Here is a 15,380-nt window from a genome sequence, read left to right as displayed (position 1 = left end):
TAATCTAAACTATTCTTCTAAAAGCACTGTTATTACTTTAAATTATCTACAATATATTATGGAAAATCAAGAAAAAACAGTGGAAGTATTAAACGACCTTATTCAAATTAACAACGATAGGGCAGATGGCTTTGATAAAGCAAGTGCAGATTTAAAAGACGAAAACATTGATTTAAAAGCAACTTTTGATAAATTTTCTTCAGATAGCAGGGCTAACGTAACCGAACTTGCGGGATTAGTTGGCAGAAATGGTGAAAATCCAGATACAGGAAATACCATCTTAGGCAGTTTGCACCGTGCATGGATTGACATTAAGGCAAGCTTTGGTGGCGATGACAGACACAGTATTTTAGCAGAATGCGAACGTGGAGAAGATGCCATAAAAAAAGCTTACCGCGATGCACTTCAGGAAAACGAACTGGGCGAAAACATTAGAGAAGTGTTATTAAAACAACAATCAGGTATCAATACCAGTCATGATGCCATTAAGGCCTTAAGAGATGCGCACGCAGCATTATAGAACTAATAAATAATATAAGCCGCCAGATTATAAACAATTTGGCGGCTTTCTTTTTGGCTAAAAATTACCTGGTTTCAGCTCGTAGGAACAATCATTATTTTTTCTGTTCCATCCTGTAGTGCTAAACAATTCTTTCTCACAGCATTTAAGAATTGGATACTCGTATTAGAAATACACCTGCTACCGTACTTTTACCTTTTTTATCTTTGGCTATTGGAAATTATAGAGATTTTAACAACATTTGTATAGTCTACTTTAACTTACAAATATGTATTACAACTGTTCGATAGTTGATGATGAACAGCATGCCATCGATGCGCTGAATGATTACATCAATGAAATTGATTTTCTGAAAGTGTCCAGTACCTTTAATAATCCTCTTGATGCTTTAAAAATCATTGGAAAAGGAGATAAAATAGATTTTTTGTTTTTGGATATCGATATGGATGGAATGGCAGGTACTGAACTTTCTAAACATTTAAGGGAAAAGGCCAGATTTGTGATTTATGCTTCTTCTAATCTGGAGCATGAGGTGAGGACGATCGATCCTAGCTTTGAATGCTATCTGGGGAAACCCATATCGATGAAACGTTTTACCAATACCATCGAAACATTGGTTAGGCTTAATAATCTTCCTATTAAAAACTGATATAATCTAACGCCTCATGATAGAACTCACTTACCTTTTTCGGCAGGAATTTAATAAAGATCAATCTTATCAGCTCATGCGGGCCAGCATGGAGGATCCATGGCTGGTATTATCCGGCAGTGATGTAATGGGTATAATCGATGAAGTTAAAGGGGAATGGCTTCAGATTGTAGGCGAGGGGATACCCCAGGCAGCTGTTGAGGCAATGGGCGAGTTGATCAGGAAACAGCAGTTTAGCTGGTTGCCCCGTCTGATCAGTAAACAATGGCCCGATTATGTAATGGAAGTAATTGTAAAAAGCAAAAACCGATATGAGGTAATTTGCCACGCTGAAGCATGCATTAAATTATTTAAGCAAAGATTTACACCAGGCATTCATGCCCTTGCTAAAAGGGAAGAAGAAATCGTTTTTAAAGTATCATCTTTTAATACCTCTAATTTTTACGAAATAACCAAGCGGCCAGCTATTGATAGGTATGTTTAATAAAATAATGCTATCAATGTATTATTTCCTGTAATTGATCTGGAAAAGCAGTTTCCAAAGCATTTTCTTTTATTGCTATACTCAAGGTATAAAAGCCTTCATCATCAATGCCGGCTGTCATTTCTGCTGCTCTGCCATAAGTATAATCCAATCTGGTTCTGATATTATCAAGTCCGGAGCCAAATCCAACCTCACTTTTTACCAGACCGGGTAAATTCCGGCTTTCTATTTTTAATGTCTCACCATCCATATAAATATCTATGGTGGCTTTGTTATCCCTGTCAAAAAGATTACCGTGTTTAAACATATTCTCTAAAATGGTTAATAATACCAATGGAATAAGCCTGATGCCAAGTACATCCGGCGAAAAGGCCAGCTCAATAAAAACCTGCCCCTGTGTAAGCTGATGTAGCTTGATGAGGTTCTGACATTGGGTAATCTCTTCATTTACTTTTATATAACCTTCCTGGTGTTCGGTAGTTGCTGCAAAACGCATCATATCTGATAGGTATACCATTACCTGTGCATCTTCGGGTGAGTGTTGCCTGATTTTTTGATGGATAAACTCAAAGGTATTAAAAAGCAGGTGTGGATTAATCTGTGCTTTCAAAAAGGCATTTTTCGACACTAAAAGTTCTTTATCGGTTCTCTCCTTATCCAAAAGCATTTGGAACCGCTGTTTTTCGATACGCTCTTTTTCAGCTCTTTCGTTTAAATAACGCTTTAAGAAAAAGTAACCTGTGGAGAATAGCATAAAGAAAGAGGATCTCCATAATAATTTATATATCCTTACACTGGTAGATATGAAGTCTTTAGAAATTAAATCTGTATATTTTATAATCATTAAGTCCATTTCTAGCACACCAAAAGTGTAAATAAATAGCTCTAGTAAGACGAAAAGAGGTATTTTCCATATCATTTGTCTAGGTGAGGAAAATGCTTTTTCCAATAGCCAGGTGTGTGCATAAAATAACAGGATATTTACGGCATAATGTATTACATAATTTCCAAACTTTCCAAAGGCACCGTAAGTCAGACCAACAATAATGGATTCCCAAAATATAAAGCAAGACCAAGCAATAAAGTGAATCCTATGCTTGATGATCCAGTTTTTAAGAGATTTGTCTTTTAAAATAAGTCTTTCCATAAAGATAATAGAGCTATATATGTAACCATTAAAGTTACAGCGTAAATGTCATCCTAGCTTTCATAAAAAAAATAATTATGAAAGCTAAAAGTTTGGTAAAAAGAACCCTGTTTCTATTTAAAAGATCGTCAGGACTCACTAAATTCGATAAATCAAAATCATCTGATCCAACAGGGACTACAACATCAAGTGCAACATCCACTTCAGGACTAATAAGTATCTAAAATTTAACCAGCAGCCGCTACTTTTTGCGGCTGCTGATAATCAGTTTATCCGTAATAAACTCACGGAAATCATTATTATAAATATCGCCGACCGTAAAACTTGTCTGGTTCGAAAGTGTAATCCTCGTTCCATCTATATGCAGGATATGTTCAATCGCAATAATGTAAGCCCTATGCAGCTGTATAAAACCTTTTTTAATGCTTAACTGCTCTTTTACATCCTTTAAACTCAGGTAGGCAATAATTACCTTGTCTTTTGTATGTATTTTAATGTAATTATGAAAACTTTCAAAAGCAATAATATCGGCATAACGTACCAGTACAGCTTTATGTTCTTCAGCTTTATTTTTCACCAAAAAATAGGTTTCATCATCTCCACTTTCCAGCTCCTCTCCAAAAAGCCGGTTCAGGGTTAGTGCAAACTTTGCATAACCATAAGGTTTTAGTAGGTAAGCATCAGCGTCAGCCTCAAATGCCTCAAATGCATATTCCTGATGTGACGTTGTAAATATGAGTTTCCTGGTCTTCGAACGTACAGCTTTTGCTAGTTCCAAACCAGAGATCTGTGGCATTTGCACATCCATAAAAATAACATCAACCGTATCAATCTTTTTAAGTTCCATTAAGGCCGTTAATGGATCTGTATAACTCGCTACCAACCGCATATTTGGCGTATCTTCAATGTATTTTTCCAGTCCTGTTATCGAACTCTGCTGGTCATCTATGGCTATACACTTAATCATCTCCTAATCTTTCTTTTGCATACATAACGAAATTACACCTTTTCGCAACGAAAACAGAACGGTTCATACGCATTTGTATCGGGTTTTCATTTTATTGGCTAAATTAATGTAAAAATGTGTATTATGAAACATACAGGAATGATTAAATATTGCAATTGAGCATAGATAATGATATAATGAAATGCCAGTAAATGGTTTTTGGGTAGTGATTGGCAGCGCGAAAAGTATTATTTAAGCCTAAAAAGCGGTATTTTGATACCGTAAGACGCCTGTTTGCAGAAATGCCATCTGGTAATTTATACCATTTGTAACGAAAACAAACCGATCTGTGTAATCTGGTTCTTTAATAAAATTCTTTGTTTGATATTTGGATAAGGTTAGGATAAAGACTCTGATCAGAGTCAAATATAACGCTTGTTAAGAAACTTAACATAAATACGCTCATATCACTCTACCTATGAAAATCTATATTTAAATTAATTCTCTTTCCTATCTAAAATGACGCTCTCATTTTAGATTTGGATATTAGTTAGTTTTTCCCTTCCATATTATATTTATCCCGCTATAAATTGGAAACGATGCTTTCTTGCTACGTTACTATTTTTAATGAGCATATATTTTAGTAGAATATTTGTGCATTAATATCAAGCGATTTTCCATTCATAAAGCAAAAATTTACAGTATATAATTTTATTTATAATCAACCAATTTAGTGCCTAGTGTATTGTAATCTGTATTAATTAATATTTTTTCTTTTGTTTTTTATTGTAATAAATAATAAACGAAATGAAATATAAGAGCAATCTACTAACCCTAAATATTAAGATTATGAAAAAAATGATGCAAATTGTGGTCTTGGCATTCGTATCAAACATGGCATGGGCACAAAACACAGGAATTGGCACAAAAAGCCCTACACATAAGCTGCATGTTAAGGATGTTTCTGATCCTATCCGTTTAGAAGGCTTAGGCAATGCAACTTCAACAGCCGGAACAATTGTAACTGACGCAAACGGTGTATTAAAAAAGAGGAATACGGATAACATTAGTGCGGTAAGAGTCACGGGGGACCTCATGCTTGAAGATGATAATCTTTACTATTTTATTGATGCGACCGAAGCAGCCAAAGAAACATTCGATAATTTAAATGAGTTTAACGGGAATACCTTTACTGCTTCTCAAACCGGGCTCTACCAGGTATCATTTACCGGCAGATATTTGCAAACCTCATCATTTTATACGGGAGTAGTACGGATAGATTTTGGTGATAAGATAGCCCCTCAAGAATATGGAACTTTTGATATGGGCGGAATTAATCCCCCAAGATCTAGTTTATTAAATAAGTATCCATTATCGATAACAAAGAGTGAATTGGTGAAGCTTACTGCCGGACAGATTATTCAATTCAAAATGCTTACTTATGGAGCCCCTAGCAGCATTTTTGGCATTTCTGGCAGTTATGTGATCACTGTTAACAGGGTAGACTAAATAACAAATGGATTTTTTTAAAAAGGTTTATTATGAAAAAAATGATTCAAATCGTGGCTTTGGCATTCGTTTCAAACATGGCATGGGCACAAAATACAGGTATTGGCACAAAAGCCCCTACACATAAGTTGCATGTTAAGGATGTTTCTGATCCTATTCGTTTAGAAGGTTTAAGCAATGCAACTTCAACAGCCGGAACAATTGTAACTGATGCAAACGGCGTATTGAAAAAAAGGAATACAGATAACATTAGCACGGTAAGGGTTAGCGGAAACGTCACACTTTCAACTTCTACTAATACACCCGTATTTATTGATTCCACAGAACCGCCCACAGAAACATTCGATAATTTAAACGAGTTTAGCGGGAATACCTTTACTGCTTCTCAAACCGGGCTCTACCAGGTATCATTTACTGGCAGATATATGCAACAAACCTCATCATTTTATACAGGATCCGTATGGTTATACGTTGGCAATGGACCAAACCCTCCAATATATGGAACTCTTGATATGGGCGGAATTAATCCAAAGGCATCTAGTTCTAGCATACTAAGCTATCCATTATCGGTAACAAAGAGTGAATTGGTAAAACTTACTGCCGGACAGGTTATTCAATTCAAAATGTCGACTTATGGTGCCTCTGGTAGCATTTCTGGCACCTATATTATCACTGTTAATCGGGTAGATTAGCATAAGGAATGGATTTTTCAAGAAAAGGTTTATCTACAGTCTCCAGATAAGTGCTGCTTTGATCTGTCTGATTTTTTTGATGCGTGTGATGATTTTCTTAAATTCGTTCTCCCGGCATCATTTAAATAGCAAATTATGACTTTTAAAAACATTGTTCTTTTGCTCAGTACAGTATCAACAGCACTTATTGGCGGACTGTTTTATGCTTATTCCTGTTCAGTTTTGCCTGGGCTAACACGCCTTTCTGATCTTTATTTTCTTCAGGCCATGCAATCCATCAACAGGGCGATCTTAAATCCTTTATTTTTTGTTTCTTTTATGGGTACGCTGATACTGTTACCCATTGGCGTTTGGTTTTTTAAAGAACAGGGTACTGTATTTTATTTAATTCTGGCAGCTGCCTTGTTTTATTTCGGTGGCGTTTTTTTAGTAACTGTAATCGGAAATGTACCGCTTAATAATTTGCTGGATGGAACAGACTTAACCAAATTAGATGCTGAAGGATTAACAGCTTTGCGCAATAAATTTGAACCAGGTTGGAATCTGTTCCATAGGATTAGGACGATTGTTTCATTTATTTGTATTGTGCTAACAGCTTATGCAGCAATATTGAGTAAAAATGCTTAGTGTAAATTCTTATACCGCATCGTCACCTCAACCGGAGTGGAGAGATCTTTAGCGCCAATTAATTTATCGGAGTAACAAACCTATGGAAACGGAGCTGAACAACTGTTCAGACTCCGAATCTATTAACGCTCTCGATGGCTAATGTAGAAAGTTTTCTATATTGATAGGCGTTCTTTCCTGTTCATTTTTTCTTGCTAATTAATTGTTCATCTTATAAAATCGCCAGCATTTTTTTTGAACGGTTAAAAGATATTGGCCAGGTATTGGCACTATTGCCAGAGGCTATGTTATAATATTCTTTTGCCTTTTTTTGATCACCCTGAATCAAGTTGACATAAGCGCTTAATTCAAAGATAAAGTTCTTCAACTTCGTATCTATTCCTTTATCAGCTGCTAAATAATTTAAAATTTCTCCTGCCGCACTTATTCGTTTATCATTGATGTGCTCTATCTTAAACCCACCGGGTAAAGCAAACCAATATTGCCAAAGCCCGCCATTGGCATGCTGGTTATAACTTTCCTTAATCAGTTGGATACCTACTTCCAGTAATACACTGTTAATGGTGCTATCTTTTGTTGATGTGCTTTTTTTACCTAAATCGAAATAATGGTTCAGGGTAGGCTGTAATCCTTTGATTGTAATCTCATCTAAAATCATTTCCTTGCGGTACATGGCCTTATCGCTCATTAAAAACTGTTCGTATGCAAAACTTGTAGGAAACCGGTCACTTAATTTCTCCAGTTTGTAGCCTTTAGTTAGTTCTTTCTTTAAATCGATTATCCAGGGATGTTCAAAATCGTGAAAGTTATATACCGTAATTATTTTACGTTTAAGATCGTAGATATTGGAATAGATGGTAGATAATTTTCCTTCCTGACGGGTGCGGCTCAAAATATCCCTGAAAAAAGGAACATTTAGGGCATCGGCTTTTTTTAATGCTTCATCCGAAATGTCATATCTTCTGCACACATAGTTTTTGGTTTTGAGTTTGCTGATGTCAAAATTGGTGTTGATCTGGTAAGAACCTGATTTGGTTAATTTTGTTCCCACATTGATGATCACCGAATTTCCGAGGGCGTCAGCAATTAATACCTGAGCACTTACAGCATAATCATATTTCTCCAGAAAAACCATTGCTTCTGGCACTGTTTTGCATTTTCCCAATATTTCGAAGAAAAGATCCCCCTGATAGATATTTTTAGGATGGAATTGGGCAGGATCGATGTTCTGTGCGGTAAAATCGTAAAACAATCCATATTCATTCATTGCTGCCTGTGCTTGCAGGTCAGGAAGCCCGAAACATACCGAACCATACCGGTCAGGGGTTTTTGGATTAAACCATACCCGTGCAAAGCCCATGTAATCATCCTCATTGGCTGCTGCATATACCTCACCCTTTAGCGCATATGAGATTACAGTACAGGCATAAACGTTTTGAAATAGTATGGAGCTAACCATAAATACAAATAACAGTATCTTCTTCATTATTCTTGATTTGCTATCACTAATGGCGAAGATTATGCCAATGCCTTATATAGCCCTCCAAGCGTGCTATAATAGGTTTTTTAACAAGTATGATTTAGGAGCCTGTTCATAAATGAACGGTTTTAGTCCGGAAACGAACATGTTGATCGCAAGATTTAAAATCCTTTTAAATCTGCATTATCTATAGGTATAAATGCAAAAGTAGAAAGCTATCCAGGCAGATTTCTCGGCGGCGTTGCACCCGATAGCTATCGGGTCCGCTCGAAATGACGATAATTTGAGGCCTTCTCAGAGATCTATCTAGGGTAGTCGTCATTCCCGCACTGGCGGGAATCTTAATGCAATAAGCTTTCAGGTATCTTTAACGCCTTCCAATTACTATTTCTTCAACAACGTATCAATCTCTGTATTAAATTCCTTTACAAATTCATCGTAAAACTTTCCTGTTGCCGGACCGTTAAACCCCGTATGGATCTGCGCTACGTTGCCCTGTTTATCGATGATGATGGTGGTTGGGAAAGATAAAAATGAATCAAGCGCAGGCAATGATTCAGAAACAACCTGTTTATCGGCAGTGCCCGCAAGTACCTGATCGTATTCAATACCAAAACGTTCGCGGAAACGGGTCATTACTTTTTTCGCATATTCGGGTTCTGTAGAACGTTCGTAGTGTAGCGCAATAATTTCTACGCCGCGTTTTTTGTTTGCTTTATACCAGGGGGCAATAAAAGTGGCTTCATCAACACAATTAGGGCACCAGCTTCCGGTAATGGTTAAAATCACAACCTTATTTTTGTACTTTTCATCTTTCAACGAAATCTTTTTACCGTTTACATCCGGAAAACTGAAATCGAGTGTTTTATATCCCGATTTAAGATAGGTAAGTTTGTAAGGATCGGGAAGCACCGCGTCTTTATTTTTGGTTCCGGTAAAAGCCTGACTTCCCCTTGCGCCCAAAATTTCACCTGATAAAGTTCCGTCTGGTTGGAAAGTACCTTTATAGTAAGCAGGAGAGGAGCCAATAAAACTCGAAAGCTGGAATTCGTTGCCTTCTACAACACCTTCCAGGTACCGCGAATCGCCGGTTATACGTAAAAATGTTCCGGTAAGTTTATTTCCGGTCTGTTTAAATAAACCCACTGTTTTTTCGTCTTTACCATTAGGCGATTTAAAAACGACATCATAACTGCCAGAATAATCTGCCGTAGCAGGCTTATTAAGGGTTTCAAAACGGTAGTTTTTGCGCTCAGCCACAATGGTTAAAGGTTTACCTGCTTTATCCTGTTTTCTTAAGCTACCAGATAAATGGTCGCCATCTACCAGGGCAAAAGCCAGTTCATTATCAAACTGATCAAGTTTTACAAATAAAGAATCAGCCGTCTGTTTTACTAAACCACCTTCAAATCTTTCTTCCGCATTGCGGAAATATAATTTCTGTTGTCCGCTTTTTTCGTTGATTTCGAAATTGAACGGAATATCCAAACCTTCTTTTACTTTGGCAACCCCGCGCCAGGTACCCAACGCAACAAATGCTTTAGGTTTTTTCTCTTTAGCTTTTGCCTGTTGATTATTGGCTAAAACAGCCTGATCCTGTGCAAAAGTTAAGGAGGTTGATATGGCCAGTACGGCAGTTAACAGGGATTTTATGTTCATCGGGACAGTATTAATCGACTAAATTAGTCGACAAATATACGGAGGAAATAGTCAAAGAAAAAATATTTGAATAAAAATCTATAAAAACTATAGGATAAATGGAATAAGTTATACCTTTGCACCAGTTATTTTAAAATACTTATCAAGAAAGGCGGAGGGAATGGCCCTGTGAAGCCTTAGCAACCATCTATTAAATAGAAATGGTGCTAATTCCATCCCAGATGAATCTGGGGTAGTTAAGTCAGTAGGTTGCGTTTATCCTTATAAAAAATATATGGAGCACTTCTGATTTAAGGGGTGCTTTTTTTTTGCCCGGATGCAATCTTGAAATTAAAAACGTTTATAGAAAATCATTGAAATGAAAAAAACAGACGAGCTAAAATCTATTGCTGCAAACCTTAACGCATGCTTCCGAATGCGCATGCCCTGTTAAAGTAATATTATTTTAACAGGCTTTTTAATCTAACCATTCCTTTTTATGCTTTAATAAAACGCGGTTTTTTATCGTGCAGGAATTGTTTTGCCAAAATTTTTATCCTTCATCTAATCATTAATTACACACACATGTTCAAAAAAATTAAACCGATAGCGTTTATATTGCTGCTCTTTATTACGCAGCAGTTATTCGCTCAAAATGCTACCATAACCGGAACGGTGAAGTCGGCAGATGGCGAAACACTGCCCGGTGTTTCCATTTTTATAAAAGAAACCAAACAAACCACTATTACCGATGGTAAAGGTGCCTTTAGCATTAATGCACCTGAAAAGGGCACATTGGTGTTTTCTTATATCGGCTTTAAAACCCAGGAAATACAGATTAGCAAAAACGGACCGATTTCGGTCATCCTGCAGTCCAGCGATAATGCGCTTGATGAAGTTGTGGTTACAGCTTTGGGTATTTCGAGACAGAAGAAATCGCTGGGTTATGCCGTTCAGGAGTTAAAAGGACAGGATTTAGCCGAAGCTAAAGAATCTAACCTGGTAAATGCACTTGCCGGAAAAATTGCCGGTGTAAGGGTAACCAATAGTCAGGGGAGCATGGGTTCATCGCGTGTGGTGATCAGGGGGGAAACTTCAATAGCAGGAAACAACCAGCCTTTATTTGTGGTAGATGGAATTCCGGTTGATAACTCACAGTTAAATTCGGCTGGTGCTAGGGATTATGCCAATACCATTTCAGATATCAATCCAGAAGACATCGAATCAATCAGTGTATTGAAAGGACCAAATGCGGCTGCACTATATGGCTCACGGGCTGCGGCAGGGGTTATCCTGATTAAAACCAAAACAGGAAAATCGAAAAAAGGATTGGGTATTGCCATCAATTCAAACGCGGTTTTAGAAACCCTGTTAACCCTGCCAGTGTATCAAAATGCTTTTGGTCAGGGATCGGAAGGCAAGTTTAGTTATGTAGACGGTGCAGGTAAAGGGTTAAATGATGGGGTAGATGAAAGCTGGGGACCGAAACTGGATGGAAGGTTAATCCCGCAGTTTTATTCCAAAGGGGTGCCTGTTCCATTTATAGCGCATCCGGATAACGTACGCGATTTCTTCCAAACAGGCTATTCATTAAACAATGGGGTATCAGTTGCAGATGCAGGCGAAAAATATGATTACCGGATCTCTTACAATAATCTTAAACAAGTTGGTATTGTGCCGAACTCTGGACAGGGGAAAAATTCGTTTGTATTAAATACCTCATTAAAAATAACACCAAAATTAACTTTAACCGCTAACGCGAATTATAGTAAACTTAATTCAGATAATTTACCTGGTACAGGTGGTTCACGCTCAACCAGTACCATGTTACAGTTTACCTGGTTTGGTCGTCAGGTTGATATTAACCAGTTAAAAAATTATTTGGATGAAAATGGAAAAACGTTTAACTGGAACAACAGCTATTATAGCAATCCGTATTGGGTAGCTTACGAAAATACGGTTTCGCAAAACCGTAGCAGGATTATAGGAAGTTTAGCCCTTAATTATAAAATTATTGATGGCCTTGATTTCAATTTCAGATCAGGTACGGATTATTACAACGACAGGCGTAAAGTTAGAATCGCTTATGGCACCAATGGAACACCTTTTGGATCTTACACTGAAAGTGCCTTTACGGTAAGCGAAAATAATACCGATGCAACCTTAAACTTTAACAAACAGTTAAATGAAGATTTTAGCTTAGAATTATTGGGTGGTGGTAATATCCGCAGGCAATACATCGAGCAAAATGACCAGAGTGCACCAAAACTGGCCATCGCAGGACTTTACAACCTTAAAAACTCACGTGATCCCTTGGTTTCATCCAATAATTTATCGCGTTTAAAATCATATAGTGTTTATGCATCAGGTCAGATCGGCTTCAGAAATTATCTTTTTGCCAATATCACCGCACGTAACGATTGGTCGTCTACTTTGCCTGCACAGAACAGGTCATATTTTTACCCCTCATTTAACGGAAGTTTTGTGGCAACCGAAGCATTCGATATTAAAAGTGAAGCCCTTAACTATTTAAAAATACGTGGTGGGTGGTCTAAAGTGGGTAAAGATGCAGATCCTTACCGTTTAATCAATACTTATGTATTTAGTGCGCCATTTTATGGTAATCCTCAGCTTACAACAGGTTCTATCGACCTAAATCCTAACTTAAAGCCTGAAACGACCACTTCAACAGAACTTGGGCTTGAAGCGGTTTTCTTTAATAAAAGATTACGTTTCGATTTAAGTGCATATAATACGAATAGTTACAACCAGATTTTAGCTGCTGATGTAAGTCAGAGTACAGGTTTCAGCTCGAAATTGCTTAATGCCGGCAAAATCAACAACAAAGGGATAGAGGCACAATTGGGCATTACGCCAATCAAAAAAGCTTTTACCTGGGATGTTGATTTTAATTTCGCAGCAAACAGGAGTAGGGTAATTGAGTTGGACGCCGAAAAGTTATTAACCAATTATGTGGTGGCATCAAATTCGGCGCAGGTAATTGCAACGGTTGGTCAGCCTTATGGATCATTGTTCGGAACAGCATTTTTAAGGGATGGTAACGGAAACATCATCGTTAATGCCACAGGTGCACCTGCTACAAACCCAACTAAACAGGTATTGGGAAAATATACGCCAGATTGGATCGGTGGTGTTTACAACACCTTCACCTATAAAGGAATCAGCTTAGGCGTATTGGTTGATGCCAGCATTGGAGGCTCTATTTATAACGGAACTTATGCTACAGGAACTTATACTGGTGTTTTAGCTTCTACACTTCCGGGAAGGGCAGCAGAATATGGCGGTATTTCTTATTACTATCCGGGCAATGATAAAGCTAACGGAACAGTCAGGGTAAATGGATCTGCACCTGCAGGCGTTACGGTGTATGATGACGGGATTATTTTTGATGGCGTAACCGCCGATGGCAAACGCAATGAAAAGATATTGCCTGCCCAACAGTATTACAAAACCTTCAGAAATATAGACGAAGCAAATATTTTCGATGCGTCTTATGTTAAACTCCGTGAGGTAAAATTAAGCTATAATTTACCTGCAAAATGGCTCCGTCCGTTAAGTTTACAAGGCGTTTCGGTATCGCTTGTTGGCCGTAACCTGTGGATTATTCACCGCAATACGGTAGATATCGATCCTGAAGTAGCCTTTAACACCGGTAACGGTCAGGGTTTAGAAAGTTTATCTAACCCAAGCACACGCAGTTATGGTATCAATCTGAATGTTAAATTTTAAATATTCCCATCATGAAAAATAAGAAACTATATATACTGGCCATTTTGGCAATTGCATTTTCATCATGCAAAAAAGAACTGGATGAGGTGAACATCAATCCAAATGCACCGGAAATTCCACAACCCGATTATTTGCTTACCGGAACCACAAAAATTACTGCTGATACCTACTGGGGTGTAACCAATAACATGAACTCGAGCCTGCTTTTTGCACAGCAATGGGCCAAAGTGCAATATACAGAAGAAGACCGCTTTATTTATTCGAACAGCAGTTTTACCGCATTATGGTCAACAGGTTATGCCCAGAGCATTGCCGGTTTTAATAAAATTATCGAACTGGGCGATGCACAGGGCAATTCGAACTATAAAGGCGTAGCGCTGGTGCTAAGATCATGGACATTTTTATTGCTTACCGATGCTTATGGGGACATTCCTTATTCGCAGGCAGGGAAAATCAAACAGTTTGTTACCCCGGTTTACGACAAACAAAAGGATGTTTATTATGGTATTCTGAATGATTTAAAATCAGCACAAGCAGCCCTGGATCCTGCAGGAAAGGTTATTGCCGGTGATGTGATTTACGGCAATAATATTGCCTCATGGAAAAAGTTTGCCAATGCTTTACGCCTTCGTATCGCTTTACGCATTGCAGATAAAGATCCGGCCAAAGCCAAACAGGTGATTGATGAGGTACAGGCAGAAGGAGGTGCTTATATCAGCAGTAATTCAGAAAGTGCAATACTCAAATATGATGTTTCGCCACAGCAAAATCCGGTAGCGGCTTCATTTGAAACCAGAAATGATTATCGGATCAGCAAAACCATTGTAGATAAACTGTTTTCGCTAAACGATCCAAGGTTACCTGTTTATGCCAGTAAAACGGAAAATGTTACGCCGCAGGTTTATGTGGGGATCCCGAATGGCTCTACCAACTCTGAGGCCAGTGCAATAGGACTGGCAAATTCTTCAAAACCAGGTGCTTACTTTTTAGATGCCAAGGCACCAGCTGTAATTTTTAGTTATGCCGAATTGCTTTTTGATAGGGCAGAAGCAGCCGCAAGAGGTTTTACTACAGAAAATGCTGAAAATTTATATAAACAAGCCATCACGGCTTCGTTTAACCAATATGGTATATCTGGCACTACTGTAGATGATTATATTAATCAGGCTGCGGTACAGTATAATGCTGCCAATTATAAAAAATCGATTGGTGAGCAAAAATGGATTGCCTTATTCGGTCAGGGCTTGGAAGCCTGGGCAGAACAACGCAGGTTAGATTATCCACAGTTAACCGCTTCTGTAAATACCGTACTCAATGGTAAAATACCGGTACGTTTTATTTATCCTGGTACCGAGCAATCGTTAAACGGACAGAATTATAGAAATGCAGTAAGTAGTCAGGGTGCCGATTTATTAACCACCAAACTTTGGTTTGATGCTTTTTAGTTTTAATTTGTAAAATAAGAGGAACTGACCTTAAATGCAACACGCTTTAAGATTCCCGCCTGCGCGGGAAAGACGATCACTCTCAATCTGATGTCAGATGTTATCATCTGACATTTTAAACAAAAAACGTCCCGATTTTACATCGGGACGTTTTTTGTTTTATCAGAGAAATAGGTATTTAGCCTCTTCAGGCTCTTTATTTCTGCAAGGCAGTCATCTAGCTAAATCTTCAGCGGCATTGCCAGCCCTGGTTTTCAGTTCTTCTGCATAACCTTTCGCTTTATCTGCCCATTGTGGTGCACGATCGAATAAGTCGTCAACGATCGATTGCCCGGTAATCGGATCTTTTTTTGTAATATATTTTACGCCTGCATATACTGCAGCGCCAATAATTGCTGTTTTTAAAATTCCCATGTTCTTTTCTTTTTTAGTTAAACATTTTGAGACCGTTAAAAGTTTTAGACAATTTTTAATTGCTGTTGTTACAGAGTGT

The 15,380-nt window shown here is 37.9% G+C and carries 13 protein-coding genes and 1 riboswitch; of the genes, 8 read left to right on the top strand and 5 right to left on the bottom strand.

All coding sequences use genetic code 11. From position 1 onward, the window contains the following. Positions 1-58: 58 nt before the first annotated feature. The 3 genes from U859_RS0105400 (at position 59) to U859_RS0105390 (ending at position 1,653) form a co-directional block, all read left to right on the top strand. On the top strand, positions 59-520 hold the full coding sequence (locus U859_RS0105400; protein ID WP_025142404.1) for a PA2169 family four-helix-bundle protein: 462 nt from the start codon (positions 59-61) through the stop codon (positions 518-520). 268 nt (positions 521-788) lie between these two features. After that, the gene (locus U859_RS0105395) at positions 789-1,169 is read left to right on the top strand and encodes a LytR/AlgR family response regulator transcription factor (protein ID WP_025142403.1); all 381 of its coding nucleotides are present in this window, start codon (positions 789-791) and stop codon (positions 1,167-1,169) included. A 16-nt stretch (positions 1,170-1,185) separates the two neighbouring features. Beyond that, on the top strand, positions 1,186-1,653 hold the full coding sequence (locus tag U859_RS0105390; RefSeq protein WP_025142402.1) for a hypothetical protein: 468 nt from the start codon (positions 1,186-1,188) through the stop codon (positions 1,651-1,653). 13 nt (positions 1,654-1,666) lie between these two features. Here U859_RS0105390 and U859_RS0105385 read toward each other — a convergent pair whose 3' ends face one another. Together U859_RS0105385 and U859_RS0105380 are read right to left on the bottom strand one after the other, a co-directional pair. Further along, positions 1,667-2,497 carry a histidine kinase gene (locus U859_RS0105385; RefSeq protein ID WP_162799873.1) on the bottom strand — a complete coding sequence of 277 codons (831 nt, stop codon included), beginning with the start codon at positions 2,495-2,497 and terminating at the stop codon, positions 1,667-1,669. Positions 2,498-3,041: 544 nt separating this feature from the next. Then, positions 3,042-3,767 (bottom strand): LytR/AlgR family response regulator transcription factor, encoded by a 726-nt coding sequence (locus U859_RS0105380; protein ID WP_025142400.1) that lies wholly within the window; start codon positions 3,765-3,767, stop codon positions 3,042-3,044. An 828-nt stretch (positions 3,768-4,595) separates the two neighbouring features. Here U859_RS0105380 and U859_RS0105375 point away from each other — a divergent pair. The 3 genes from U859_RS0105375 (at position 4,596) to U859_RS0105365 (ending at position 6,574) form a co-directional block, all read left to right on the top strand. Then, positions 4,596-5,255, top strand: coding sequence for a hypothetical protein (locus tag U859_RS0105375; RefSeq protein ID WP_162799872.1), 660 nt, complete (start codon positions 4,596-4,598; stop codon positions 5,253-5,255). 32 nt (positions 5,256-5,287) lie between these two features. Beyond that, on the top strand, positions 5,288-5,947 hold the full coding sequence (locus U859_RS0105370) for a hypothetical protein (RefSeq protein WP_025142398.1): 660 nt from the start codon (positions 5,288-5,290) through the stop codon (positions 5,945-5,947). A 135-nt stretch (positions 5,948-6,082) separates the two neighbouring features. Next, positions 6,083-6,574 carry a DUF1772 domain-containing protein gene (locus U859_RS0105365; protein ID WP_025142397.1) on the top strand — a complete coding sequence of 164 codons (492 nt, stop codon included), beginning with the start codon at positions 6,083-6,085 and terminating at the stop codon, positions 6,572-6,574. 211 nt (positions 6,575-6,785) lie between these two features. Here U859_RS0105365 and U859_RS0105360 read toward each other — a convergent pair whose 3' ends face one another. Continuing rightward, a complete protein-coding gene (locus tag U859_RS0105360; protein ID WP_162799871.1) occupies positions 6,786-8,060 on the bottom strand; it encodes a hypothetical protein in 1,275 nt (424 codons plus the stop codon). A 378-nt stretch (positions 8,061-8,438) separates the two neighbouring features. Next, positions 8,439-9,713: a peroxiredoxin family protein gene (locus U859_RS0105355; protein ID WP_025142395.1), complete on the bottom strand. Its 1,275-nt coding sequence runs from the start codon at positions 9,711-9,713 to the stop codon at positions 8,439-8,441. Between the two features lie 136 nt (positions 9,714-9,849). Then, positions 9,850-9,956, top strand: a riboswitch (SAM riboswitch). A 321-nt stretch (positions 9,957-10,277) separates the two neighbouring features. Between U859_RS0105355 and U859_RS0105350 the strand changes: the two genes are divergently transcribed. Both U859_RS0105350 and U859_RS0105345 read left to right on the top strand, forming a co-directional pair. Then, positions 10,278-13,442: a SusC/RagA family TonB-linked outer membrane protein gene (locus U859_RS0105350; protein ID WP_025142394.1), complete on the top strand. Its 3,165-nt coding sequence runs from the start codon at positions 10,278-10,280 to the stop codon at positions 13,440-13,442. 11 nt (positions 13,443-13,453) lie between these two features. Then, positions 13,454-14,887 (top strand): SusD/RagB family nutrient-binding outer membrane lipoprotein, encoded by a 1,434-nt coding sequence (locus tag U859_RS0105345; RefSeq protein ID WP_025142393.1) that lies wholly within the window; start codon positions 13,454-13,456, stop codon positions 14,885-14,887. 213 nt (positions 14,888-15,100) lie between these two features. Here U859_RS0105345 and U859_RS0105340 read toward each other — a convergent pair whose 3' ends face one another. After that, complete coding sequence (locus U859_RS0105340) at positions 15,101-15,301, bottom strand: hypothetical protein (RefSeq protein ID WP_025142392.1); 201 nt, start codon at positions 15,299-15,301, stop codon at positions 15,101-15,103. Between the last annotated feature and the right edge of the window lie 79 nt (positions 15,302-15,380).

It is taken from the genome of Pedobacter jeongneungensis (assembly GCF_000633455.1).
Classification (GTDB): Bacteria; Bacteroidota; Bacteroidia; order Sphingobacteriales; family Sphingobacteriaceae; genus Pedobacter; species Pedobacter jeongneungensis_A.
Note: the sequence above shows the minus strand (reverse complement) of the source record. Positions and strands in the feature narration are given on the sequence as shown.